This is a genomic window from Rhodobacter sp. SGA-6-6, from assembly GCF_011043545.1.
Classification (GTDB): Bacteria; Pseudomonadota; Alphaproteobacteria; order Rhodobacterales; family Rhodobacteraceae; genus Pseudogemmobacter.
The window spans coordinates 1-22655 of record NZ_JAAKGP010000022.1 but is presented as its reverse complement, the minus strand read 5'-3'; the positions used below and the strand labels follow the sequence as shown (position 1 = coordinate 22655).

Here is a 22655-nt window from a genome sequence, read left to right as displayed (position 1 = left end):
GCGGCGGGGATGCGGCAAGCGCCGGGGTGGGGAAGGATGCCGGAAGCGGCGGATCTGCGGGCCGGGATCGAGGGATGCCGTCTGTGCACGGCGCGCTTCGCGGCGACCGCCACGGCGCATGTCCCGCGGCCGGTGGTCTGGTTCCGCCCCTCGGCGAGGCTGCTGATCGCAGGCCAGGCGCCGGGGGCGCGGGTCCATGCCTCGGGCAGGCCCTTCACCGACCCCTCGGGCGACCGCCTGCGCGACTGGACCGGGCTGTCGGCCGAGGAGTTCTACGACCTCGGCCGCGTGGCGGTGGTGCCGATGGCCTTCTGCTTCCCGGGCTACGACGCCAAGGGATCGGACCTGCCGCCGCCGCCCTTGTGCGCCGCGACATGGCGGGGGCAGGTGATGGCGGCGCTGCCGAAGGTCCGGCTGGTGCTGGCGGTCGGCGGCGCGGCCCTGCGCTGGCATCTGGGCAAGGGGCCGGTTACGGAGCAGGTGGCCGGCTGGCGTGCGGCGCTGGAGCGCGGGGTCTTCCCCTTGCCGCACCCGTCCTGGCGGAATACGGCATGGCTGAAGCGCCACCCCTGGTTCGAGGCCGAGCTGCTGCCCGAATTGCGGGCGCGGGTGCGCGCGGTGATGGAGATGGAATGAGCGTTGTGACCCTGCTGGACGCGGCCCATGCCGCCGTCTCGGCCGATCCCGAAAGCGAGACCGCGCGCCTGCGCTTCTACGAGCGGCTGGCGGACGGCGAGCTGTTCCTGCTGCTGGAGCGCGAGGCCGAGGGCGGGGTGCTGGACCCGAAGGTCTTCGACCTGGACAGCGGGCCGGTGGTGCTGGTCTTCGACCGCGAGGAGCGGCTGGCGGAGTTCTCCGGCGGCATCGCCCCCTATGCCGCGCTGCCGGGCCGGGTGCTGGCGGCGATGCTGAAGGGGCAGGGGATCGGGCTGGGGGTGAACCTCGGCGTCGCGCCCTCGGAGATGCTGCTGCCGGCGGAGGCGCTGGACTGGCTGGCCGGCACGCTGGAGGGCGGGCCGGAAGAGGCCGAGGCGCGGCCGCAGCGCTTCCTTGCGCCCTCGGTGCCGCAGGCGGTGCTGGCCGGGCTGGACGCCAAGCTGGCCCGCGCCGGCGGGCTGGCCGCGGCGGCAGTGCTCTGCGGCGTGGTCTACGACGGCGGACGGCAGGGGCATGTGCTGGCCTTCCTCGGCGCGGCGGAAGCGGCCGAGGCGGCGCTGGCCCGGGCGGTGCGCGAGGCGCTGGTGTTCTCGGGCGTCGAGGCGGGGGAACTGGACGTGGTGTTCCTCAGCCCGGGCGATCCTGCGGCGGAAGCGATGGTGCGGGCGGGGCTGCGCTTCGACCTGACGCCGCCGGAGGAGGAGAAGGCGGAGCCTGCCGGGCCCGGACTGGACCCGGCGAAGCCCCCGCGGCTGCGGTAGCAGCGGGGGCCAGCCCCGTCGCCAGTGGTTCTCGAACCAATGGCGCACCACTGGCGACCCCCGGGATATTAATGGACAGATGAATGGGGTATCATTTTACCGTTCTTGTAAGTGATTGAAACGGGTTGGATAAATCTTGCCGGACCATATTGACCCGGCGCACCCCTTCGGCGATAAGCCCGCATCCGAATTGCCGGGGGCCTTGGTGCCCCCTTTTCGTTGGGAACCACGATGAAGACCTTCACCGCTACTCCGGCGGACATCGAGAAGAAGTGGATCCTGATCGACGCCGAGGGCGTCGTTCTGGGCCGCCTCGCCACGATCGTCGCCAACATCCTGCGCGGCAAGAACAAGCCGACCTTCACCCCCCACATGGACATGGGCGACAATGTCATCGTCATCAACGCCGACAAGGTGCAGATGACCGGCAACAAGCGCGACGACAAGGTGTATTACTGGCACACCGGCCATCCGGGCGGCATCAAGAGCCGCACCGCGCGGCAGGTGCTGGAAGGCAACCACCCCGAGCGCGTGGTGGAAAAGGCCGTCGAGCGGATGATCACCCGCAACCGGCTCGGCCGCCAGCAGATGACCAACCTCCGCGTCTACGCCGGGGCCGCGCATCCGCACGAGGCGCAGCAGCCCACCGTTCTGGACGTGAAGTCCATGAACCCGAAGAACAGCCGGAGCGCCTGATCATGTCCGACATCAAGTCCCTTGACGACCTGAAGGCCGCCGTCGGCACCGCCACCCCCGCTGCCGAGGCCGCGCCCCGCGCGCCCGTCCGCGACAAGCTGGGCCGTTCCTATGCCACCGGCAAGCGCAAGGACGCGGTCGCCCGCGTCTGGGTCAAGCCCGGTTCGGGCAAGGTCGTGGTGAACGGCAAGGAAATGGCCGTCTACTTCGCCCGCCCGGTGCTGCAGATGATCCTGAAGCAGCCCTTCACCATCGCCAATGTCGAAGGCCAGTTCGACGTCTACGCCACCGTCGCCGGCGGCGGGCTCTCGGGCCAGGCCGGTGCGGTGAAGCACGGCATCTCCAAGGCGCTGCAGCTTTACGAACCTTCGCTGCGCGGCGCGCTGAAGGCGGCGGGCTTCCTGACCCGCGACAGCCGCACGGTGGAACGGAAGAAATACGGCAAGGCCAAAGCCCGCCGCAGCTTCCAGTTCTCCAAGCGCTGAGCGCTGTTCACCGGAATGGAAAAGGCCCGTGCTCTGCGCGGGCCTTTTGCTTTGGATGGCTCCTCGTCCGTCTTCGACTGCTCGTCGCAGGCGGCAGCGAGGAGAGGTCGAAGACCATCGACGAGCGGCGGGCAAAAAAGAAGGGCCGGTTGCCCGGCCCCAGTTCCTCAGGGGAAGGAATTCGGTTGGATCAGCCGCGCCAGAACGGCCTTGCGGCTTCGGCCTCGGCGGCGCCCGGGGTCAGGCCGATGTCGCGCAGCTGCTGCGGCGTCAGCCGCTCCAGCGCCAGGCGCGAGCGGCGGCGGTCTTCCCAGCGGGCCAGCACCAGGGCGGCGGAGACCAGCAGGCGCGGCAGCGGCGGCAGCGCGGCGGGAGACGGCAGGGCGAGGGCGGTGGAAGCTGTGCGCGGCATGGGCCGCTCCTTTGTGTTGATACAATTCGTCCGATCCGGTAAATGTATCATATCAATCCCTCTCAATGAGTCGCCAGAGATACATTGTGACTGATACAACTTGGCAGCCCGACCTGACTCAATATCCCGGCCCGAAGTATCTCGGCCTCAGCCGGGCGCTGCGCGACGCCATCCGGTCGGGCGAATTGCCGGCCGGAAGCCAGCTGCCGACGGTGCGCGACCTCGCCTGGCGGCTGCAGCTGACCCCCGGAACGGTGGCGCGGGCCTATCAGCTGGCGACGCAGGAGGGGCTGCTGGCAGCGACGGTGGGGCGGGGGACCTTTGTCGCGGCACAATCGCCGCGGCTGGGGCCGACGCAGCCCCTGTATCTGGAGCGGGTCACCGGCGGCAGCACCGGCCTTGTCGACCTGCGCCCGCCGCAGGTGCCCGAGGTGGGACAGGCCGAGGCCTTCCGCGCGGCGCTGATCGCCATGGCCGAGGGCGTCTCCACCGGCTGGCTGGACTATACCAGCCAGCGCGCCGAGGCCCCCTTGCGGGCCGAGGTGGTGAAATGGCTGGGCGACCGCGTGCTCGGCCCGATCTCGGCCGAGGACATCGCGCTGTCGAACGGCGGGCAGAACGCCATCGGCCTGATCCTCGACTGCTGCCTGCGCGGCGAACGCCCGGCGGTGCTGATCGAGGAACTGGCCTACCCGGGCTTCCGCTACGCCGCCCGCGCCGCCCGGGCCGAGGTGGTGGCGGTGGAGATCGACGACCACGGTGTCGTCCCCGAGTCGCTGGAGGCCGCCTGCCGCCGCCACCCGGCGCAGGTGCTGTGCCTGACCACCGAGGCGCAGAACCCCACCACCGGCCGGATGCCGCTGGACCGCCGCCTGGCCATCGCCGGCATCGCCCGCGCCTTCGACCTGCAGATCATCGAGGACGACTGCTATTCGGTGGCCGAGAGCAACATTCCCTCGATGCGGGCGCTGGCGCCCGAGCGGGTCTGGCTGATCGGCAGCCTGTCGAAGACCGTCTCGGCGGCGCTGCGCTTCGGCTATGTCGCCTGCCCGGCCGGGATGGGCGAGGCCGGGCGGCTGGCGGCGCAGCATTCCTTCTACGCGCTGTCCCGCCCGGTGGCCGAAATGTGCCACCGCCTTTTCGCCAGCGGCGCGGCGGCGGCGATCCGGTCGCGGGTGCAGGCGGAATTCGCCGAGCGGCTGCAGACGATGGTCAACAGGCTGGGCGCCTTCGACCTGGCCTGGCAGCCCGGCGTGCCCTTCGTCTGGCTGCGGATGCCGCTCGGCTGGCGGGCCAGCGCCTTCACCCGCATGGCCGAGGCCGAGGGGGTGCTGGTCCGCCCGGCCGACGAATACGCGCTGATCGGCGGGCGGGCGCCCAATGCGGTGCGGCTGGCCATCGCCGGCAACCTGCCGCGGGCGGATTTCGACGCGGCGCTGGATTGCCTCGCCCGGCTGCTGCGCAACCCGCCCTCGGATCTGGCGGCCTGAGCGGGACGCGGATTGTCGCAGGATTGTGCCGGCGCCGCGGGGCATTGTGGCGGAATTGACTCAAGCGCCGCGGGTTCACATGGATTTGCAAAGGCTTGCCGTTGACGCCCGCCGGGCGGGCAGGGCAGATTCGCCCGCAGGCAAGCAGCAAGAACGAGACCCGAAAATGGGACAGCAGACCTCTTTCCACGCCCCGCATGGCGGCGCCGATTTCCTGGGCTGGCGCAAGCGCGCCGGCACGACCGAGATCGTCTACGACGACGGCGTGCACCGCCGGATGATCTGGCGCGTGGCCGATGGCGCCGGGGCCGAGGCCCGGATCTCGGACGCGCTGCGGGTGGCGGTGGGGGCGCAGAAGATCGTGCCGACGCTTTATGACGAGCTGAAGAAGCGCGCCATCGCCATCGAGAAGATCGCCGGCTGACCGCCGGTTTTTCCGGCGCAGCCCCCGGAGGCGGCCGGAATGGGCCGCCTTTTTCCATGCCGGGGCCGCCCCGGCGAAAATGCCGACTTGAAATCCGGCGATTCCCCGTTCAGGATTTGATCAAACACCAAGGCAGAGACTGCCGCACCACAGGGGGGCCAATGGGGAACACTCCTTCCGCCGAGGCGAAGGCCGGCTGGACGCTGGTCTCACCGCCGGCGATCTATGTGCTGTTGATGCTGGCGGCGCCGCTGCTGCTGGTCTTCGGCCTGTCCTTTGCAGGGCTGGAGGGCGGGGCCAAGGTCAGCCTGCCCCTGCAGGAGGGGCAGGACCTTCACTTCACCCTGTCGAACTATGCCAAGCTGTTCTGCTGGTCGGCCAGCGACACCTGTTCCTCGACCGACGTGCGGATGGCCCAGGCCACCGCCACCGCGATGGGGCGGTCGCTGCTGGTGGCCGCGCTGGTGACGCTGACCACGGTGCTCCTGGCCTATCCGGTGGCCTATTACGTCAGCTTCCACGTCCATCCGTCGAAGAAATCGCTCTGGCTGTTCCTGATCACCATCCCGTTCTGGACCAGCTATGTGATCCGGGTGGCGCTGTGGCGCACCATCCTCGGCTATGACGGCGCGGTGGATGCAGCACTCGGCGCGGTGGGGATCATCGACCAGCCGCTGAACCTGCTGCAATACGGCACGCTGGCGATCGTCATCACCCTCAGCCATGCCTATGCCCCCTTCGCGGTGCTGCCGATCTTCGTCAGCCTGGAGAAGGTGGACCGCTCGCTGCTGGAGGCCGGGCAGGACCTCGGCGAATCCCGCTGGACCACCTTCCTGCGGGTGACGCTGCCCTTGTCGATGGCGGGCGTGGTGGCGGCGGTGCTGATCGTCTTCATCCCGACGGTGGGCGACTACGTGACGCCGGAACTGATCGGCTCGGGCAAGGTGCCGATGATCGCCAATTTCATCGAGACGCAGATGTGGAAGCTGCGCAATCAGGCGATGGGGTCGACGCTGGCGGTCAGCTCGATGCTGATCGTGGCGGTGGTCGCCACGCTCTTCGTGCTGGCGAACCGCCGCTTCCTGGGGGGCCGGAAATGAAGCAGGGTCTGGGCCTTCGCACCTATACGGTCATCTACCTTCTGGTCCTTTACGGGCCGATCATCATCCTGCCGCTCTTCGCCTTCAACGACGCGACCACGGTGGCCTTTCCGCTGTCGGGCTTCACCACCAAGTGGTTCGGCCAGATGCTGGCAGATGCCAACCTGAGGAAGGCGCTGGTCAACAGCCTGATCGTGTCGCTGTCCACCGCGACGCTGGCCACCACGCTCGGCATCCTCGCCGCGCGGTCGGCGGTGCGCTACAGCTGGCCGGGCAAGGGCATCGTCATGGGCTCGATCATGGTGCCGCTGGTGCTGCCCGAGATGATCGTCGCCATGGCGCTTCTGGTGCTGCTGCTGGCGGCGGGGATCAAGCTGTCGCTCTTCACCATCATCCTCGGCCATGTGCTGATCGCCATGCCCTTCGCGGTGGCGATCCTGTCCTCGGCATTCCAGTCCTTGGACAAGTCGCTGGAGGAAGCCGCGCTCGACCTCGGCGAGACCGGGTGGAGCACCTTCCGCCTGATCGTGCTGCCCTTGGTGATGCCCGGCATCCTGGCCAGCTTCCTGATCACCTTCACCATCTCGATCGACGAATTCATCATCGCCAACTTCCTCGGCGGCGGCGAGCCGGTGCTGTCGGTCTTCGTCTTCACCGCCTTCCGCTTCCCGTCCACCGTGCCTCCGGTTCTGGCGCTCGGGACGATGCTGGTGGCCTTCTCGATCCTGCTTCTGACCATCGCCGAATATTTCCGCCGCCGCGGCGTCGCCAAGGCGGGCGGCAAGGATACCGGAGGATTCCTGTGACCACGCCCGAAGAAAAGCCCGTGATGATCGAATTCCGGGATGTCCACAAATATTACGGCGACTATCACGCCCTGCGCGGCATCAACGGCACCATCCGGGCGGGGGAATTCTTCTCGCTGCTGGGGCCGTCGGGCTGCGGCAAGACCACGCTTTTGCGCACCATCGCCGGGTTCGAGGACATCTCCTCGGGTGCGGTGCTGATCGACGGCAAGTCGATGCAGGGGGTGCCGGCGAACGTGCGGCCCACCAACATGGTGTTCCAGAGCTACGCGATCTTCCCCCACATGTCGGTGGCCGAGAACGTCGGCTTCGGCCTGCGCAAGGACCCGCGGTCGAAGCCCGAGAAGGCGAAGGCGGTGGAAGAGGCGCTGGAGATGGTCGGCCTGAAGGGCTACGGCGGCCGCGCCGCCCATGCGCTCTCGGGCGGGCAGCGTCAGCGGGTGGCGCTGGCGCGGGCGCTGATCCTGAAGCCGAAGGTGCTGCTCTTGGACGAGCCGCTCAGCGCCCTGGACAAGAAGATGCGCGAGCATATGCAGGTCGAGCTGATCAAGCTGCAACGGCAGGTCGGCATCACCTTCATCCTGGTGACGCATGACCAGGAAGAGGCGCTGGTGATGTCCGACCGCATCGCGGTGATGTTCGAGGGCGAGATCGCCCAGCTGGCCGACCCGGAAACGCTCTATCGCCGGCCGAACAGCAAGAAGGTGGCGGATTTCATCGGCACGATGAACTTCGTCCCCTGCGAGATCCTGTCCGAAGCCGGCGGCAAGGTCGAGGTGGAGGCCAAGGGCCTCGGCCGGGTCACGCTGGACGGGACCCAGGCCCCGCCCGCCCGCGGCGAGACCCCGGTGGTCGGCCTGCGTCCCGAGACGTTGACGCTGCTCTACGACGGCCAGCAGGCCAGCGACCGGGCGACCGAGGGCGTGGTCGACGAGGTGATCTATTTCGGCGACATGACCTATTACGACGTCTACCTGGGCGGCACCGATGTCGAGGTGCGGCTTTCGATGCGCAACGTGCCGGGCCGGCCGATCCTGGATGTCGGCTCGAAGGTGCAGGTGGCCTGGAGCCCGGACGCGCTGGTCCTGTTCCGCTGAGGTCGGCAAATCGCGCGCCTTGCGGCGCAAGCCTTTGTCTCGCCTCTGCGCGCAAGCGCGCAACCGGCTCGGCTTGCCTCCGGCGGGGATATTTATCGACAGGTGAATGGGTGAAGTGTTCTTCTTCCCATTCACCTGTCTGAAAATATCCTCGGGGGGTTTGGGGGGCGAAGCGCCCCCATCAGCCGACAGCAGTTGCAAGGAGACCCCGCCAGCCGCAACCAAACGGAATGCGGCGGCAGCCACGCCTTTGCTTCACCGATCCGGCGGCAGCAGGCCGAGGCCGCGCAGGTAGATGCCGGTCGCGGCCTCCAGCAGCTGTTCCGGCGGGAAAGGGGAGCCGCCGCCGTTGCCGCGCAGGTAAAGCTCCACCACGCCGTGGCTCAGCGCCGAGACATGGGCCGAGACCATGCTGGCCGGCGGGCGCCGCCCCTCGGGCAGGCCGGTGGTGATCGCCTGCGCCGCCCGCTCCATCACCGCGCGGGCCTTGGCCGAGACCTGAGCCAGGTCGGGATGGGCGGCGGGATGCAGCCCGCTTTCGAACATCGCCTGGTAATGGCCGGGATACTTGCGGGCGAAGGCCAGGTAGGCCCGCCCCGTCGCCTCGAAGGCGGCAAGCGCGGTCGGCTGGCCCTCGGCCCAGGCATATTCCATCAGCGCGGCGAAGATGTCGAAGCCCTGCCGCGCCACCTCGGCCAGCAAATCGTCGCGACCGGCGAAATGGCGGTAGACCGCGGCCGGGGTCACGTCCGCCGCCTTCGCCGCCTCGGACAGGGTGAAGCCCTGCGGGCCCTTCTCGGCGATCAGCGCCAGCGCCGCCTCGACCAGCGCCTGGCGCAGGTTGCCGTGGTGGTAGCCGCGTTTCATCAGTCCTTCGGCCTGAGCCCGGGGCCGCCGCAGATCTTGTCGTCGATCCCGCCGATGGCCGCGGCATCCTTGCCCTTGTAGTCCACCGCCGACAGCACCACCTGCGCCGCGGCGATGCGGGCGCGTTTCTTGTCGTCGGACAGGATCACGGTCCAGGGCGCGCGCTCGAACTGGCTGCGCTGCATGGTCTCGTCGATGGCGGCGCAGTAGTCGTCCCATTTCGCCAGCCCCTCGATGTCGATGGGCGACAGCTTCCACTGTTTCAGCGGGTCCTTCTCGCGGTCGAGGAAGCGCTTCAGCTGCTCGGCCCGGCCGACCTCCAGCCAGATCTTCACCAGGGTGATGCCCTCGTCGACGATCATCTCCTCGAACTCGGGCAGCTGGCGGAAGAACTTCTCGCGCTCGGCGGGGGTGCAGAAGCCGAAGACATGCTCGACGATGGCGCGGTTATACCAGCTGCGGTCGAACAGCGCGATCTCGCCCGCCGCCGGCAGCCAGTCGATGTAGCGCTGGAAATACCACTGCTTGGCCTCGCGTTCCGAGGGCTTGGGCAGGGCGACCACATAGGCGACGCGGGGGTTCAGGTTCTCGCGGATGCGGTCGATGGTGCCGCCCTTGCCGGCGGCGTCGCGGCCCTCGAACACCACCACCAGCCGCTTGCCGGTGGCCTTCACGTCGGCCTGCATCTTCACCAGCTCGATCTGCAGCCGCTCCATATGGGCGTCGTAGTCCTTGCCCTTCATCTCCTCGCGGTAGGGATAGGACCTGGTCAGGATGTCGTTGCCGTCATCCTTCTCGATCGCCTTGCGCAGCGCCTTCGGCGCCCCGTCGCGGAAATAGCGGCTGATCGCGCCGTCGAAGGGAAGGTCCATGGCTGTCTCCTCACTTGGCGGCCAGTATCTCCGCGCTGCCGATCCTGGCAAGGTCGAAGGGCGTGGTCTGGTAGATCTCGTTGATCCAGTTGCCGTAGAGCAGATGGGCGTGGCTGCGCCAGCGGTTCAGCGGCGGCTGCGCGGGATCATCCTCGGGGTAGTAGTTCTGCGGCACGTTGATCGGGGTGCCGTTGGCGACGTCGCGGTCGTATTCCTGTTTCAGCGTGTCGCTGTCGTATTCGAAATGGTTGAAGATGTAGAGCGCGCGATGGCCCTGATCCTCGACCAGGCAGGGGCCGACCTCGTCGGACCCCAGCAGGGTGCGCAGGCCGGGGGCGGCGTTGATTTCCTCCTGCCGCATCTCGGTCCAGCGGCTGACCGGGATGACGAAATCGTCGGAGAAGCCGCGCAGGAAGGGCGAGGTGGGGGCGAGGTTCCGGTGCCGGAAGCAGCCGAAGGCCTTGGCCTGCAGCATGTGCTTCCTGACGCCGTGGAAGTGGTTGATCATCGCCATGCCGCCCCAGCAGACGCCGAAGGTGGAATGGACGTGGCTCTGGGTCCAGTCCATCACCTGGCACAGCTCGTCCCAATAGGTGACCTCCTCGAAGGGCAGGTGCTCGATGGGTGCGCCGGTGATGATCAGCCCGTCGAATTTCTCGCCCGAGGCCGCCACTTCGGCGAAGGGGCGGTAGAAGGTTTCCATATGCGCGGCAGCGGTGTTGCGGGTCTGGTGCTCGGTCATGCGGATCAGCTGGAAGTCGATCTGCAGCGGCGTGGCGCCGATCAGCCGGGCGAACTGGTTCTCGGTCTGGATCTTCTTCGGCATCAGGTTGAGAAGGCCGATCCGCAGGGGGCGGATGTCCTGATGCGCGGCGCGGGCGGGCGACATCACCATGACGCCCTCGGACCGCAGCACGTCGAAGGCGGGCAGGGTTTCGGGCAGGGTGATGGGCATTTCAGTCCTCTCGGGTCAGGGTTCGCGCCGGTCGATGGCGCGGGCGATCAGCCGGTCGAAATCGGGGGGGGTGCGGACATCGGCCACTTCCTCGGCGGTGACGGTGACGCCCCAGCGGGCCATCGCCTCGTAGCGCGGCTGGCGGTGGTCCAGCAGGCGGGCATAGCCGAAGCGGAGGAAGGCGTCGGGATCGACGGCTTCCGCCGGCTTGCCCTCCTGCGCCAGGTATTCCGACCAGAGGTCGGCCAGGAAGTCGGGCCGGTAGTAGATCGGCTTCGGCGCGCGGTCGAAGCGGCGGACCAGTTCGTCCCGGTGATCCTCGGAGCCCTTGATCCAGACCAGCAGCAGTGTGCCGGCCAACTGCTTCATCACCGGATCGTCGGGGTCCCCGGCCTCCACCACCTCGCAGATCGAGCCGGAGGTGTCGCAGATGAAGTCGCGGTAGCCGTAGATGTCCTCGGCCCGTTCGATGAAGCGGGCGGCGTCGAGGGTGGCGGCGATCTCGGCCTCGCGGTGCTGCTCCTGCCGCTTGACGTATTCGGCGAAGGGCAGCCCGCCCTTGGCGGCATCGCCGGGCTTGCCGAGGTAGGTGGAAAGCGGCGCGAGATTGTCGAAGGTGATGTTGGAGGCGATGTAGACCGAGTCCGACAGCAGCAGCTCGCGCAGAAGCGGGTTCTTCATCGCCTCGCGCTTGAACATGTCGGCGATGTATTCGCCCATGTAGCGGGTGCCGATGCGGTAATCGACCGAGTAATGGAACCAGCCGCCGCCCTTGGCCCGCGGCGCGTCGCGCAAAAGGTTGGACAGATGGGTCTTGCCGAGGCCGGACATGCCGAACAGCATGACGCGCTTGTGGCTGGCGCTGCGGTAGGCGTCGGCGGTGGGGTAGATCATCGGGCGACCCTTCGTGCTGGCGGTTCCGGTGTTAACGCCGGGCCGGAGGAGGGGCAATGGAAAACCCCGCCCGGGAAGGGGCGGGGGGTCCTGTAGCGCCGGGCAGGGGATCAGAAGTTGAAACCGACTTTCACGCCGACGGCGATGGCGTGGTTGCCGGTCATGTTGGCGCGCGCCGTGTCGGGGGTGCCGGTCTCGGGCTGCGCATCCCCTAGGTCGAGATACCGGGCGCCCATCGTGATCTTCATCTTTTCCTGGGTGTAGACCACGCCCACGCCGATCCCCTTGTAGCCGTTGGTCGGAGCCAGCGGCGAGACCAGCGGGTCGCCCTTGGGCTCATAGGTGGCGAAGATCGAGCCCGACCAGTTGTCGTTGAACTTGCGGCCCACGCCGAGGGTATAGGTGGTGGTGTCTTCCAGAGAGACGAGGCCGCCGCCGGTGGCCGCGGTGAAGACCTGCGGGTCGATCTGGAAACTGGACCAGTCCACCCAGCGGATCGAGCCGAAGGCCAGCGTGTTCGCAGCGACGCCGCTCTGGAAATCGAGGTTCACCGCCTGCGGCGTATCGACCGAGGTAACCGAGGGCAGAGCAACGCCTGCCGGAACCCCCGGAAGCGCGCTGGCAAAGGTCTCGGCGGTGTCGAGGTCGTGCGTGACCTTGGAGAAATAGGTCAGAGCGACGCGCAGCGCGATCTCGGGCCGCTCATAGGCGCCGCCGACGAGATAGCCCGTGCCCCAGGCGTCGTCGAAGGTCACGTTGTAACCGCTGAGGTTTACCGGGCCCGGCGGATCATAGGCCAAGCCGGCAAGCGTGACCTCGCCCGAAGCTTTCGAGGCGCGGACACCGCCGTGGACCGAGAAATTGTCGTTGAACTTGTAGCGCAGGATGCCAGTCACCACATCGGAATCGAGGACGGCAGAGGTGCCGCCAAGAACCGGGGACCCGCCGGCAGCCGCGGTCGGGTAGTAGACGTCCGCGCCGTAATCCTGGCCGTAGATCAGCGCGACGGAGAACTGGTCGCTGAGGTCGTATTTGAAGGCGATCCCCGGCAGGGTGTGGTTGCCGGCGACACTCTGGGTATCGAAGCCGGCGACATCCGTGCCGCTGACATCGGGATTGATCATCCCGAAGCTCAACTCGGCATAATTGCCCTGCTCGAAAATGATTCCGATGCCCTGGCCCGACCGATCCACCCCGCCCGCCTGCGCCATGCCCGCCGCAAGGCCGAAGGCCGCGGTCGTCGTCAGAATGCGTTTCATTGTCCTCATCCCTCGTGAAGGATTTCCCCTGCAAATCAGGCTAGGGGCTGCGGCAAAACGGGTCAATCAATGACGCCGCGTCACGGCTTCGTGAGGGGGCGCCTGTGGCCCCGCGGCCAGAGCCCCGGCCCGCGCGGCCCGGCGCGATTCCGACCGGATCGACAGCCAGTTGGCGGCCAGGATCAGCGCCGCGCCCGCGACCAGCGCCAGGGTCAGCGGCTCGTCGTAGAAGGCGGCGCCGATCAGGGCGATCAGCGGTAGGCGGGCGAAGTCGATGGGTCCGACGAAGGAGGCCGGCGCCAGCTGCAGCGCCCGGGTCAGGCAGAGATGCGCCGTCACCCCCGCCAGCCCGATCAGCGCCAGCCAGGGCAGGGTGGACTGCGTCGGCAGGGCCGGCATCCCGTCCGCCCCGGCCAGCGCGAAGCCGAAGCCGGTCTGGATCAGGCACATCCAGAACAGGATGGCGAGGATGTCCTCGCCGCGGGTCAGCCATTTGGTCAGCATCATCGACAGGGCGAAGAAGACGGCGCTGGCGGCGGCGGCCAGCACGCCGGGCTCGACATGGCCGAAGTCGGGGTTGGCGACCAGCAGGATGCCGGAGAAGCCGATGGCCGCGGCCAGGAGCCGGGCGCGGGTCTGGGTCTCGCCCAGGAACAGCGGCGCCAGCAGGATCACCCAGAGTGGCGAGGTGAACTCCAGCGCGAAGACCTGCGCCAGCGGGATCTGGGTCAGCGCCCAGAACCACAGCGACTGGCCGGTGAAATGCACGATGTTGCGTAAGGTATGGCTCGGCAGCCGCCGCGCGGTGATCCGGCCCAGCCGTCCCGAGCCGGCGGCCAGCGCCAGCACCAGCACCACGCCGATCAGCGAGCGCCAGGCGAGAATCTCGAACGTGTCGTGCTGCGCCTTGATCGCCCGCGTGGCGATGGCCATGGCGGTGAAGGCGGCGATGGAGCCGGTCATCCACAGGGCGGCGGTCAGGGGGCGGTAGGGCGCGGTCATCCGCCGATCTTCACCGCGGCCCGGCGGGATTGTCCAGTGGGGCAGGGCGCCCGTTCGCTCGCTGTGCAGCCGCGAACACCGCCCCTGCGCCGCGGGGCCTTGCCCGCGCCGGGGACAGGGGCCATTTGCGGCGTCAGACTTCAACGCAAAGGCCCGCCCATGACGCTGCAGACCCCCATCCGCCAGCCCGGCCATCCCGTCGATCCGCTGTTCCCGGCGCGCTGGTCGCCGCGGGCCTTCTCCGACGCCGCGCTGACCGAGGGGCAGGTCAAGGTGCTGCTGGAGGCCGCCCGCTGGGCGCCCTCGGCCGCGAACCACCAGCCCTGGCGGCTGGTCTGGGCGCTGCGCGGCGAGCCGGGGTTCCGGGCGATCCTCGACGGGCTGGTGCCCTTCAACCGCGAATGGGCCGAGAAGGCGGCGGCGCTGATCGTGGTGGCCTCGAAGGACCGGATGACCGGCCGCGACGGGGCGGAGGCCGACAACCGTTGGGCCGCCTTCGACAGCGGCGCGGCCTGGATGAGCCTGGCCCTGCAGGCGGCGCGGGACGGGCTGGCGGCCCATGCCATGGGCGGCTTCGACGCCACGGCGCTTGCCGCCGCGCTCGGCCTGCCCGAGGGGCACAGCCTGCAGGCGGTGGTGGCGGTCGGCCATCCCGGCCAGCCGGAAAGCCTGCCCGAGCCGCTGCGGGCGCGCGAGGTCCCCAGCCCGCGGCTGGCGCTGGAGGAGATCGCCTTCCACGGGCGGTTCTGATCCCGGGGAAGCGGAGTTCGCGCGAACTCCGCCCCGAAATCCGCGCGGATTTCGGTCCGGTTTCCGCGCGGAAACCGGGGTGCCGAAGGGGCGCCCCGGCTAAAGCCCCGAAATGCGATAATCGCGCTTCACCTGCGCCGTGGCCCGGTGCCAGGCGCTCGCCCTCGTCCGCGCCTGATGCGCCGCGAAGGCTTCGCGGTCGGCGAAACTTTCCTCCACCTGCCAGACCAGAGGATCGTCCGTCGGCCGCACCGAGAAGGACAGGCAGCCCGGCTCTTCCCGGGTCAGGCGGAGATGCTCGGGCAGATGCGCGCGGACGATCCCCGCCTCCGCCGCATCGGCGCAGATCAGACGTCCGGTCAGGGTGATCATTCGAGTTCGATGGTCCCCGGCGGCTTCGAGGTGCAGTCGTAGAAGACGCGGTTGATGCCCTTGACCTCGTTGATGATCCGGGTTGCGGTCTCGCCCAGGAAGTCGTGGCTGAAAGGGTAGTAGTCGGCGGTCATGCCGTCGACGCTGGTCACCGCCCGCAGCGCCAGCGCGTAGTCGTAGGTGCGGCCGTCGCCCATCACCCCCACGGTGCGCATCGGCAGGATGGCGGCGAAGGCCTGCCAGATCTCGTCGTAGAGACCGTGTTTCCTGATCTGGTCGATGTAGACCGCATCGGCCCGGCGCAGGATCTCCAGCTTCTCGCGGGTGATCTCGCCCGGGCAGCGGATGGCGAGGCCGGGGCCGGGGAAGGGGTGGCGGCCGATGAAGGCGGGCGGCAGGCCGAGCTCGCGGCCAAGCGCGCGGACCTCGTCCTTGAACAGCTCGCGCAGCGGTTCCACCAGTTTCAGCCCCATCTTCTCCGGCAGGCCGCCGACATTATGGTGGCTCTTGATCGTCACCGAGGGGCCGCCGGAGAAGCTGACCGATTCGATCACGTCGGGGTAGAGCGTGCCTTGGGCCAGGAACTTCGCCCCGCCAACTTCGTTGGCGTGTTTCTGGAACACGTCGATGAACAGCTTGCCGATGGTCTTGCGCTTGACCTCGGGGTCGGAGACGCCTTCCAGCGCGCCGAGGAACAGGTCGCTCTCGTCGGCATGGATCAGCGGCATGTTGTAATGGTCGCGGAACATGGTCACGACCTGCTCGGCCTCTCCCAGCCGCAGAAGGCCGTGGTCGACGAAGACGCAGGTCAGCTGGTCGCCGATGGCTTCGTGGATCAGCACCGCCGCCACCGAGGAATCGACGCCGCCGGACAGGCCGCAGATCACCTTGGCGTCGCCCACCTGCTCGCGGATCTTGCGGATCGCCTCCTCGCGGTAGGCGCCCATGGTCCAGTCGCCCTTGAAGCCGGCGAGACGGACGAAATTCTCGTAGAGTTTCGCGCCCTTGGGGGTGTGGTGCACCTCGGGGTGGAACTGCACGGCGTAGAAGTTGCGCTCGGGGTCGGCGGTGATGGCGAAGGGCGCGTTGGGGCTGGTGCCGTAGACGCGGAAGCCCGGGGCGATCCTCGACACATGGTCGCCGTGCGACATCCAGACCTGTTCGTTGCCGGCGGCGAACCAGCCCTCCAGCAGCGGCAGCCGCTCCTCGGCCGGCGTCACGAAGGCGCGGCCGAATTCGGCGGTGCCGTGGCCGCCTTCTACATGGCCGCCGAGGCAATGCATCATCACCTGCTGGCCGTAGCAGATGCCGAGGATCGGCACGCCGAGGTCGAACACCCCTGCGGGCGGCATCGGCGCGTTCTCCCAGTAGACCGAGGCCGGACCGCCCGAGAAGATCACCGCCTTGGGGGCGAAGTCCTTCAGGAAGGCCTCGTCCAAGCGGTTGTAGGGGTGGATTTCGCAATAGACCTTCAGCTCGCGCAGACGCCGCGCGATCAGCTGCGTCACCTGGCTGCCGAAGTCGATGATGAGGAGGCGGTCATGGGTCTGGGTCATGGCCTCGCGTAGCGCGCGGGGGAAGGCTTAGCAAGAGGGGGACCGGCAGCGGAGCCGGGGTTTTCGCACCCCCCGCGACCATTTGTTGCTCGAACCAATGGCGCAAACAATGGTTGCACCCCGCGGGATATTTGAGGACAGAGAATGGGGTCGCTTTCGGGCCGGGCCGGTGTCGTTTTTGGCGGGCAGGTGACGGAAACGGGGGGCGGGCCTTGCCGGATTGGGTTCATAAGGGCGCAAAGGATTTCGCGCTTGGAGGCGGAGATGGGCGACATGGATGTGGCTGCGGAACAGGGCGGGGGGCGCAGGGCACGCGGCGGCGGCGGGGGCGCGCGGCGGGCGGAACGCACCGCTGTTTCCTTCGAGACGGCGCGGTTCATCGAGCGCAACATCCCGAACTTCGAGATCCTGAACGAGGAAGCCCTCCAGATCATCGAGCACAATGCCGAGACGGTGCTGGAGGAGATCGGCGTCAACTTCGTCGAGAACCCGGCGGCGCTGGAGCGCTGGAAGGCCGCCGGCGCCGACGTGAAGGGCGAGCGGGTGCATATCCCCCGCGGCCTCGCCCGCAAGCTGGTCTCGACCGCGCCGAAGTCTTTCACCCAGCACGCCCGCAACCCGGCGCGCAACGTCGAGATCGGCGGCAGGAACCTGGTGCTGGCGCCGGTCTACGGCCCGCCCTTCGTCCGCGATGCCGAAGGCGGCCGCCGCTATGCCACCATCGAGGATTTCCGCAACTTCGTGAAGCTGGCCTATATGTCGAAATGGCTGCATCACAGCGGCGGCACGGTCTGCGAGCCGACCGACGTTCCGGTGAACAAGCGCCACCTCGACATGCTGCTGGCCCACATGACGCTGTCGGACAAGCCCTACATGGGCTCGGTGACGGAGCCCAGCCGGGCGGCGGATTCGGTGGCGATGTCGAAGATCCTGTTCGGCGACGATTTCGTCGACCGGAACACGGTGATGACCAGCCTGATCAACATCAACAGCCCGATGACCTTCGACGGCATCATGATGGGCGCGCTGGAGGTCTATGCCGAGGCCAACCAGGCCGCCATCGTCTCGCCCTTCATCGTCGGCGGCGCGATGGCGCCGGTGACGGTGGCGGGGACGCTGACCCAGGTGCTGGCGGAAATCCTGGCCGGCGTCAGCTATTCGCAGCTCGTCCGCGCCGGGGCGCCGGTGATCGCCGGGGCCTTCGTGACCTCGATCGACATGAACTCGGGCGCGCCGACCTTCGGCACCCCGGAGGCCAGCCACATCACCTATGGCGCCGGCCAGCTGGTGCGGCGGCTGGGGCTGCCCTACCGCTCGGCCGGGGCCTTCTGCGGCTCGAAGCTGCCGGATGCGCAGGCGGCCTATGAATCGGCCAACAGCCTGAACATGGGCCTGCTGTCCGGCGTGAACTTCATGCTGCACGCCTGCGGCTGGCTGGAGGGGGGGCTGGTCTCCTCCTACGAGAAATTCGTCATGGACGCCGACCAGCTGGGCACGCTGCACCACCTGGCCAAGGGCGTTTCGCTGGACGAGAACGGCCAGGGCATGGACGCGATCCGCGAGGTGGGGCCGGGCGGCCATTACCTCGGCTGCGCCCATACCCAGGCGAACTTCAAGTCGGCGTTCTGGCGGACCGACCTGCTGGACTACAAGCCCTACGAGACTTGGGAAGAGGAAGGCGCGCGCGACACCCAGGCGCTGGCCTCGCTGCGGGTGAAGAAGCTGCTGGCGGATTACCAGGCGCCGGAGCTGGACCCGGCGAAGAAGGAAGAGCTGGAGGCTTTCGTGGCCCGGCGGAAGTCGGAAATGCCGGACGCCTTCATCTGAGATCGGCAGAAGCCGGTTTCGGGAATGGAAACGATGGAGGCCCGCGCGGGGAACCGGCGCGGGCCTTCTGTTTCGGGCGGATGGCGGGGTGAACCCCGCCCTACATTTGGCGCCCAACCGCCGGATTGCGGTAGGGCGGGGTTCACCCCGCCGATCCGCTACACCACCTCCCGCCGCAACAGGCTCGCCTCGGCGAGAAGGGCGATCAGCACCTCGATATGCTGGGCGATGGAATAGCAGGCATCGCCGCGGCGGCGGGTCGCTTCCAGCCGCTCCTCCGCCGTGAGCAGCTGCGGCAGGATGCGTTCGGGCGAGGTCTCGCCCGGCGCCAGCCGCTTCAGCCAGCGGCCGCGGTGGTAGTCGGGCAGGCCCAGGCGGGCGGCGCGCATCAGCATCGAGGGGCGGCGCATCTCGGACAGGGTCTTGCGGAAATCGGACATTCACGGGCCTCCATTGTTCTGCCCGCAACTCTGCGCCAACTCAACCATGCGTTGCATCCCGCCCGCTCTCAGCGCACGGCGGTTTCCGGATTGTTTAGGATTTGGTTACAATTATCGGCTTCACCGCGAAAGTTAACCATCAGGTAACCAATTAACCTTTAGGTTGCATTTGTCCAGGTCAGGACGGATCGCACCCGCTCCGCTACCGCCCAGCTACAGGATGTCCGGCTTGTCCAACCCCGCCCCCGCCGACCTGCCAGAATGGCTCCCCGACCGCGTGAGGCTCTACCTGAGCCATACCGAGCAGGGGGTGTCGATCCGGGCGCTGGCGCGGGCGGCGGGGCTGAACGCCTCCACCGTCATGCGCCAGGTCCGCCGCTTCGAGTTGCGGCGCGACGACCCGCTGATGGACGAGGCGCTGAACCTCCTGTCGCGCGGCATCCCCCTTCCCGACCCCGACCGAAAGGATGCGCTTTCCATGACAGCCCCGATCCGCAGCACCGCCGCCCGGCTGACCGACGAAGCCACGCTGATGCGCGAAGGCCGCCGCATCCTGCGCCGCCTGGCCGAGCCGGGGGCGGTGATGGCCATCGCCGCCGACATGGAGAAGGCGGTGGTGATGCGGGAATTCCCCGACGGCCGCTCGGCCCGCACCGGCATCCTCGACCGCGCGGTGGCGCAGGCCTTCACGCTGAAGGACTGGATCCAGTGCCGCAAGCCGGGCCGGGTGTCGACCTACGAGATCACCCAGGGCGGCCGGATGGCGCTGAAGCGGATGATCGACGAGGAGGACCGCCGCCGCCAGTCGTCCGAGATGCCCGGGCTGGCCGAGGCGCAGGGCGGCTTCGCCGGCCAGCACCGGGTCTGGGGCGAGCGGCAGGTGATCGACGACGACGGCCCGCGGCGGCTGCGCTACAACCTGGCGGAAAGCCCGGTGGCGGTGCTGGGGCGGCGGCGCGACAAGGACGGCAGGCCCTTCCTGGAAACGCCGCTGGTCGAGGCGGCCGAGCGGCTGCGCGAGGATTTCGAACTGGCGCAGATGGGGCCGCGGGTGGCGCAGAACTGGGAGAAATTCCTGACCGGGGGCGACCGCGGCACCTTCCGCGGCGACGGGCTGGCGGAGGGGCCGGGCCGGGCGCGGGAACGGGTGGCGCTGGCGCTGCGCGACCTCGGCCCGGGGCTCGGCGACGTGGCGCTGCGGGTCTGCTGCTTCCTGGAGGGGATCGAGGCGGCGGAGCGGCGGATGGGATGGGCGGCGCGCTCGGGCAAGATCGTGCTGCGCATCGCGCTGATGCGGCTGCGCCGGCACTACGACGAGCTTTACGGCCGGTCGGGGCCGCTGATCGGCTAGGCCAGCCCGGCCCTGCGCAGCACCAGCATCACCGACAGCCCGCCCAGCCAGAGCGAGGCGGCGCGGCGCAGCACCGGCATCCGCGGGCCGGTGCCGCGGCCGAGCGCCGCGCCGCCGGCCTGCCACAGCAGCGCGACGGCGGCGACCTGGGCGGCGAAATTGGCGATGTTGAGGGCGGCGTTCCCGGGATGCGGCAAGAGCACCAGCCCGAAGATCAGCGCCTTGGGGTTCAGCAGCGTGGTGGTGAAGACGGCCGCGGCGGTGATCGCCGGGCCGTCCCGGCCGGTCCGCGGCAGCCGCCACAGCCGCAGCGCCAGCACCGCCACCCAGAGTCCCGCCGCCAGCGCCAGCGCCGCCCGGGCGCCGGGATGCCCCTCCAGCAGCGGGGCGCCGGCCAGCGTCAGCGGCACCACCGTCAGCAGGTAGCCCGCCAGTTCCGCCGGGATCAGCCGCAGGGCGCGGGCCAGCCCGCGCTCGGCCCCGGCCAGGAACATCAGCGTATTGGTCGGCCCCGGCGTGACCAGCAGCGCCAGAATCGCCAGGGAAAGCTCGAAGGGACCCATCATCGGACCGGAAGTTGTGCCGATGCCGGATGCCATGGCAAGCCCCGCGCGGCCTTGATGCGGATCAAGCGCGACGGAAAAGGGGGCGCCTGTCCCGGGCGCCCCCTTCCGGCCGTTCTGCGCGGGCCGCTGCCTCAGTCGGCGCGGGTCAGCCCGGCCTTGTGCACGATCCCCGCCAGCGCCCCCCCGGCCAGCGGCGCGACGAGGAAGACCCAGAGGTCGGCCAGCGCCTTGCCGCCGACGAAGACCGCCGGACCGATGGAGCGGGCGGGGTTCACCGAGACGCCGGTGACCTTGATCCCGACCAGGTGGATCGCCGCCAGCGTCAGGCCGATCGCCAGCCCGGCCATCGCCGCCGGCGCGCCGGCCTGGGTGGCGCCGAGGATCACGGTGACGAAGAGGAAGGTCATCACGAATTCGAACACCAGCGCCGAAGCCAGCCCGTATTCGCCCAGGTAGCCCGCGCCGTAGCCGTTCTGGCCGAGACCGCCGTCCCAGCCGGCGCTGCCCGAGGCGATGATGTAAAGGACCAGTGCCCCGAGGATTGCTCCGATGACCTGCGCCGCCGCATAGACGGCGAAGGTGCCGCCGCCGATGCGGCCGCCCAGCAAGGCCCCCAGCGAGACTGCCGGGTTCAGATGCGCGCCCGAGATCGGCCCCAGCCCGTAGGCCGCGGCGACGATGGCCAGGCCGAAGGCCAGGCTGATGCCGGTCAGCCCGATGCCGGTGGTGCCGTCCGCCCCGGCGATGACTGCCGCCCCGCAGCCGAACAGGACCAGGATCGCGGTGCCGAGCAGTTCGGCGATGAATTTCTTGGCCATGATACCTCCATCAATGGTTAAGGTTGCATCCGCCGCATGGGCCTGCGGCAGGCCGGGCGGTGCGGATGCGTTGCCTTGCGTGCGGGAAAGCCTTATGTGGGGCAGTATCCGAAGGGCAGGGGAAAAAACCGTGCGCGACCTCAAGCTTCCCGACCAGCGCCATCCCGAGAAGGCCCACCGGCCCGATCAGGAGCAGCCGAAGAAGCCAAGCTGGATTCGCGTCCGCGCGCCCAACTCCGAGGGCTACAAGGCCACCCGCTCCATCCTGAAGGAAAAGAAGCTGGTGACGGTCTGCGAGGAGGCGGGCTGCCCCAACGTCGGCGAATGCTGGAGCGCGGGCCACGCCACCATGATGATCATGGGCGAGATCTGCACCCGCGGCTGCACCTTCTGCAACGTGGCGACCGGCAAGCCGCAGACGCTGGACGCCTTCGAGCCGGGCCGGGTGGCCCATGCGGTCTCGGAGCTGAAGCTGAACCATGTCGTCGTCACCAGCGTCGACCGCGACGACCTTGCCGACGGCGGTGCCGCGCATTTCGCCCAGACCATCCGCGCGATCCGCCACCGCGCGCCCGGCACCACCATCGAGGTGCTGATCCCGGATTTCCTGAAATCCGACCCCGGCGCCCTGGAAGTGGTGGTGGAGGCCCGGCCGGACGTGCTGAACCACAACCTGGAGACGGTGCCGGGGCTTTACCCCGAGGTGCGGCCCGGGGCGCGCTATTTCCACTCGCTGCGGCTGTTGCAGAAGGTGAAGGAGCTGGATCCGGCGATGTTCACCAAGTCGGGGATCATGGTCGGCCTGGGCGAGGACCGGCAGGCGGTGCTGCAGGTGATGGACGACATGCGCGCCGCGGATGTCGATTTCCTGACCATCGGGCAATACCTGCAGCCGACGCCGAAGCACCACCGCGTCGACCGTTTCGTCACGCCGGAGGAGTTCAAGTCCTACGAGAAGGCGGCCTACGGCAAGGGCTTCCTGATGGTCTCGGCCACGCCGCTGACCCGGTCGAGCTATCACGCCGGCGAGGATTTCGCGCAGCTGCGGGCGGCCCGGCTGGCGAAACTCGGCCGCGGCTGACCGATCCTTCGACGAAGGATCGTTACGAGTTTTCGTCGAAAACTCGAAGTCACTGATTTTCGTCGAAGGGTCTTGACTAGGAGAGCGGGTTTTCGCGGCAGATCTTGAGGAGGAGCC

The 22655-nt window shown here is 68.7% G+C and carries 25 protein-coding genes; 13 read left to right on the top strand and 12 right to left on the bottom strand.

Annotated elements, in window-relative coordinates; all coding sequences use genetic code 11:
• The first annotated feature begins 36 nt into the window (after positions 1 to 36).
• From G5B31_RS20055 to rpsI, 4 genes are all read left to right on the top strand, one after another.
• Positions 37 to 636, top strand: a complete 600-nt coding sequence (locus tag G5B31_RS20055; protein ID WP_165019974.1) for a uracil-DNA glycosylase family protein — start codon at positions 37 to 39, stop codon at positions 634 to 636.
• Positions 637 to 641: 5 nt separating this feature from the next.
• Positions 642 to 1418, top strand: a complete 777-nt coding sequence (locus G5B31_RS20050) for an SseB family protein (RefSeq protein WP_165019983.1) — start codon at positions 642 to 644, stop codon at positions 1416 to 1418.
• Between the two features lie 231 nt (positions 1419 to 1649).
• A complete protein-coding gene (gene rplM, locus G5B31_RS20045; RefSeq protein WP_165019973.1) occupies positions 1650 to 2114 on the top strand; it encodes a 50S ribosomal protein L13 in 465 nt (154 codons plus the stop codon).
• Positions 2115 to 2116: 2 nt separating this feature from the next.
• Positions 2117 to 2599, top strand: a complete 483-nt coding sequence (rpsI, locus tag G5B31_RS20040; protein WP_165019972.1) for a 30S ribosomal protein S9 — start codon at positions 2117 to 2119, stop codon at positions 2597 to 2599.
• A 190-nt stretch (positions 2600 to 2789) separates the two neighbouring features.
• On the opposite strand, the gene G5B31_RS20035 is transcribed toward rpsI, so the two are convergent.
• The gene (locus G5B31_RS20035; protein ID WP_165019971.1) at positions 2790 to 3011 is read right to left on the bottom strand and encodes a DUF1127 domain-containing protein; all 222 of its coding nucleotides are present in this window, start codon (positions 3009 to 3011) and stop codon (positions 2790 to 2792) included.
• 86 nt (positions 3012 to 3097) lie between these two features.
• Here G5B31_RS20035 and G5B31_RS20030 point away from each other — a divergent pair, with 86 nt between their 5' ends.
• The 5 genes from G5B31_RS20030 to G5B31_RS20010 all read left to right on the top strand — a co-directional run bounded on the left by G5B31_RS20030 (position 3098) and on the right by G5B31_RS20010 (position 7928).
• Positions 3098 to 4501: a PLP-dependent aminotransferase family protein gene (locus tag G5B31_RS20030; protein WP_165019970.1), complete on the top strand. Its 1404-nt coding sequence runs from the start codon at positions 3098 to 3100 to the stop codon at positions 4499 to 4501.
• A gap of 166 nt (positions 4502 to 4667) precedes the next feature.
• A complete protein-coding gene (locus G5B31_RS20025) occupies positions 4668 to 4925 on the top strand; it encodes a hypothetical protein (RefSeq protein ID WP_165019969.1) in 258 nt (85 codons plus the stop codon).
• Positions 4926 to 5086: 161 nt separating this feature from the next.
• Positions 5087 to 6025, top strand: coding sequence for an ABC transporter permease (locus G5B31_RS20020; protein ID WP_165019968.1), 939 nt, complete (start codon positions 5087 to 5089; stop codon positions 6023 to 6025).
• Positions 6022 to 6831: an ABC transporter permease gene (locus tag G5B31_RS20015; protein WP_165019967.1), complete on the top strand. Its 810-nt coding sequence runs from the start codon at positions 6022 to 6024 to the stop codon at positions 6829 to 6831. The genes G5B31_RS20020 and G5B31_RS20015 overlap by 4 nt, the downstream gene beginning before the upstream one ends.
• Positions 6832 to 6854: 23 nt before the next feature.
• Positions 6855 to 7928 carry an ABC transporter ATP-binding protein gene (locus G5B31_RS20010; protein ID WP_165019966.1) on the top strand — a complete coding sequence of 358 codons (1074 nt, stop codon included), beginning with the start codon at positions 6855 to 6857 and terminating at the stop codon, positions 7926 to 7928.
• Positions 7929 to 8183: 255 nt separating this feature from the next.
• Here the strand turns inward: G5B31_RS20010 and G5B31_RS20005 are convergent, their stop codons facing one another.
• From G5B31_RS20005 to G5B31_RS19980, 6 genes are all read right to left on the bottom strand, one after another.
• Complete coding sequence (locus G5B31_RS20005) at positions 8184 to 8798, bottom strand: TetR/AcrR family transcriptional regulator (protein ID WP_165019982.1); 615 nt, start codon at positions 8796 to 8798, stop codon at positions 8184 to 8186.
• Positions 8795 to 9667, bottom strand: coding sequence for a polyphosphate kinase 2 (gene ppk2 / locus G5B31_RS20000; protein ID WP_165019965.1), 873 nt, complete (start codon positions 9665 to 9667; stop codon positions 8795 to 8797). The genes G5B31_RS20005 and ppk2 overlap by 4 nt, the downstream gene beginning before the upstream one ends.
• 10 nt (positions 9668 to 9677) lie before the next feature.
• A complete protein-coding gene (gene metA / locus G5B31_RS19995) occupies positions 9678 to 10622 on the bottom strand; it encodes a homoserine O-succinyltransferase (protein WP_165019964.1) in 945 nt (314 codons plus the stop codon).
• A gap of 15 nt (positions 10623 to 10637) precedes the next feature.
• Positions 10638 to 11516, bottom strand: coding sequence for an ATPase (locus tag G5B31_RS19990; RefSeq protein WP_165019963.1), 879 nt, complete (start codon positions 11514 to 11516; stop codon positions 10638 to 10640).
• Between the two features lie 110 nt (positions 11517 to 11626).
• Positions 11627 to 12775: an OmpP1/FadL family transporter gene (locus G5B31_RS19985; RefSeq protein WP_165019962.1), complete on the bottom strand. Its 1149-nt coding sequence runs from the start codon at positions 12773 to 12775 to the stop codon at positions 11627 to 11629.
• Positions 12776 to 12841: 66 nt separating this feature from the next.
• Positions 12842 to 13777, bottom strand: a complete 936-nt coding sequence (locus G5B31_RS19980) for a DMT family transporter (RefSeq protein ID WP_165019961.1) — start codon at positions 13775 to 13777, stop codon at positions 12842 to 12844.
• Between the two features lie 159 nt (positions 13778 to 13936).
• Here G5B31_RS19980 and G5B31_RS19975 point away from each other — a divergent pair, with 159 nt between their 5' ends.
• Positions 13937 to 14527 carry a nitroreductase family protein gene (locus G5B31_RS19975; protein ID WP_165019960.1) on the top strand — a complete coding sequence of 197 codons (591 nt, stop codon included), beginning with the start codon at positions 13937 to 13939 and terminating at the stop codon, positions 14525 to 14527.
• Positions 14528 to 14626: 99 nt separating this feature from the next.
• On the opposite strand, the gene G5B31_RS19970 is transcribed toward G5B31_RS19975, so the two are convergent.
• On the bottom strand, positions 14627 to 14899 hold the full coding sequence (locus tag G5B31_RS19970; protein ID WP_165019959.1) for a putative quinol monooxygenase: 273 nt from the start codon (positions 14897 to 14899) through the stop codon (positions 14627 to 14629).
• The gene (guaA, locus tag G5B31_RS19965; RefSeq protein WP_165019958.1) at positions 14896 to 16455 is read right to left on the bottom strand and encodes a glutamine-hydrolyzing GMP synthase; all 1560 of its coding nucleotides are present in this window, start codon (positions 16453 to 16455) and stop codon (positions 14896 to 14898) included. The genes G5B31_RS19970 and guaA overlap by 4 nt, the downstream gene beginning before the upstream one ends.
• Positions 16456 to 16728: 273 nt before the next feature.
• Between guaA and G5B31_RS19960 the strand changes: the two genes are divergently transcribed.
• On the top strand, positions 16729 to 18282 hold the full coding sequence (locus tag G5B31_RS19960) for a trimethylamine methyltransferase family protein (RefSeq protein WP_165019981.1): 1554 nt from the start codon (positions 16729 to 16731) through the stop codon (positions 18280 to 18282).
• A gap of 158 nt (positions 18283 to 18440) precedes the next feature.
• On the opposite strand, the gene G5B31_RS19955 is transcribed toward G5B31_RS19960, so the two are convergent.
• A complete protein-coding gene (locus G5B31_RS19955; protein ID WP_165019957.1) occupies positions 18441 to 18722 on the bottom strand; it encodes a DUF6477 family protein in 282 nt (93 codons plus the stop codon).
• A gap of 220 nt (positions 18723 to 18942) precedes the next feature.
• Between G5B31_RS19955 and G5B31_RS19950 the strand changes: the two genes are divergently transcribed.
• Positions 18943 to 20073, top strand: a complete 1131-nt coding sequence (locus tag G5B31_RS19950) for a DUF6456 domain-containing protein (protein WP_165019956.1) — start codon at positions 18943 to 18945, stop codon at positions 20071 to 20073.
• Here the strand turns inward: G5B31_RS19950 and G5B31_RS19945 are convergent.
• Both G5B31_RS19945 and G5B31_RS19940 read right to left on the bottom strand, forming a co-directional pair.
• Complete coding sequence (locus tag G5B31_RS19945) at positions 20070 to 20672, bottom strand: hypothetical protein (RefSeq protein WP_240904511.1); 603 nt, start codon at positions 20670 to 20672, stop codon at positions 20070 to 20072. The two genes, G5B31_RS19950 and G5B31_RS19945, sit on opposite strands and share 4 nt — an antisense overlap.
• A gap of 98 nt (positions 20673 to 20770) precedes the next feature.
• Complete coding sequence (locus tag G5B31_RS19940) at positions 20771 to 21457, bottom strand: aquaporin (protein ID WP_165019955.1); 687 nt, start codon at positions 21455 to 21457, stop codon at positions 20771 to 20773.
• A 94-nt stretch (positions 21458 to 21551) separates the two neighbouring features.
• On the opposite strand from G5B31_RS19940, the gene lipA reads away from it, so the two are divergent.
• On the top strand, positions 21552 to 22538 hold the full coding sequence (gene lipA / locus G5B31_RS19935) for a lipoyl synthase (protein ID WP_165019954.1): 987 nt from the start codon (positions 21552 to 21554) through the stop codon (positions 22536 to 22538).
• Positions 22539 to 22655 lie beyond the last annotated feature (117 nt).

What these genes read in the sequence shown, in the direction of transcription:
- G5B31_RS20055 (WP_165019974.1), top strand. Translation starts at nt 37, where the DNA reads ATGCCGGAAGCGGCGGATCTGCGGGCCGGGATCGAGGGATGCCGTCTG.
- rplM (WP_165019973.1), top strand. Translation starts at nt 1,650, where the DNA reads ATGAAGACCTTCACCGCTACTCCGGCGGACATCGAGAAGAAGTGGATC.
- rpsI (WP_165019972.1), top strand. Translation starts at nt 2,117, where the DNA reads ATGTCCGACATCAAGTCCCTTGACGACCTGAAGGCCGCCGTCGGCACC.
- G5B31_RS20035 (WP_165019971.1), bottom strand. Translation starts at nt 3,011, where the DNA reads ATGCCGCGCACAGCTTCCACCGCCCTCGCCCTGCCGTCTCCCGCCGCG.
- G5B31_RS20025 (WP_165019969.1), top strand. Translation starts at nt 4,668, where the DNA reads ATGGGACAGCAGACCTCTTTCCACGCCCCGCATGGCGGCGCCGATTTC.
- G5B31_RS20020 (WP_165019968.1), top strand. Translation starts at nt 5,087, where the DNA reads ATGGGGAACACTCCTTCCGCCGAGGCGAAGGCCGGCTGGACGCTGGTC.
- G5B31_RS20015 (WP_165019967.1), top strand. Translation starts at nt 6,022, where the DNA reads ATGAAGCAGGGTCTGGGCCTTCGCACCTATACGGTCATCTACCTTCTG.
- G5B31_RS20010 (WP_165019966.1), top strand. Translation starts at nt 6,855, where the DNA reads ATGATCGAATTCCGGGATGTCCACAAATATTACGGCGACTATCACGCC.
- ppk2 (WP_165019965.1), bottom strand. Translation starts at nt 9,667, where the DNA reads ATGGACCTTCCCTTCGACGGCGCGATCAGCCGCTATTTCCGCGACGGG.
- metA (WP_165019964.1), bottom strand. Translation starts at nt 10,622, where the DNA reads ATGCCCATCACCCTGCCCGAAACCCTGCCCGCCTTCGACGTGCTGCGG.
- G5B31_RS19990 (WP_165019963.1), bottom strand. Translation starts at nt 11,516, where the DNA reads ATGATCTACCCCACCGCCGACGCCTACCGCAGCGCCAGCCACAAGCGC.
- G5B31_RS19985 (WP_165019962.1), bottom strand. Translation starts at nt 12,775, where the DNA reads ATGAAACGCATTCTGACGACGACCGCGGCCTTCGGCCTTGCGGCGGGC.
- G5B31_RS19980 (WP_165019961.1), bottom strand. Translation starts at nt 13,777, where the DNA reads ATGACCGCGCCCTACCGCCCCCTGACCGCCGCCCTGTGGATGACCGGC.
- G5B31_RS19975 (WP_165019960.1), top strand. Translation starts at nt 13,937, where the DNA reads ATGACGCTGCAGACCCCCATCCGCCAGCCCGGCCATCCCGTCGATCCG.
- G5B31_RS19970 (WP_165019959.1), bottom strand. Translation starts at nt 14,899, where the DNA reads ATGATCACCCTGACCGGACGTCTGATCTGCGCCGATGCGGCGGAGGCG.
- guaA (WP_165019958.1), bottom strand. Translation starts at nt 16,455, where the DNA reads ATGACCCAGACCCATGACCGCCTCCTCATCATCGACTTCGGCAGCCAG.
- G5B31_RS19960 (WP_165019981.1), top strand. Translation starts at nt 16,729, where the DNA reads ATGGATGTGGCTGCGGAACAGGGCGGGGGGCGCAGGGCACGCGGCGGC.
- G5B31_RS19955 (WP_165019957.1), bottom strand. Translation starts at nt 18,722, where the DNA reads ATGTCCGATTTCCGCAAGACCCTGTCCGAGATGCGCCGCCCCTCGATG.
- G5B31_RS19950 (WP_165019956.1), top strand. Translation starts at nt 18,943, where the DNA reads ATGTCCGGCTTGTCCAACCCCGCCCCCGCCGACCTGCCAGAATGGCTC.
- G5B31_RS19945 (WP_240904511.1), bottom strand. Translation starts at nt 20,672, where the DNA reads ATGGCATCCGGCATCGGCACAACTTCCGGTCCGATGATGGGTCCCTTC.
- G5B31_RS19940 (WP_165019955.1), bottom strand. Translation starts at nt 21,457, where the DNA reads ATGGCCAAGAAATTCATCGCCGAACTGCTCGGCACCGCGATCCTGGTC.
- lipA (WP_165019954.1), top strand. Translation starts at nt 21,552, where the DNA reads ATGTGGGGCAGTATCCGAAGGGCAGGGGAAAAAACCGTGCGCGACCTC.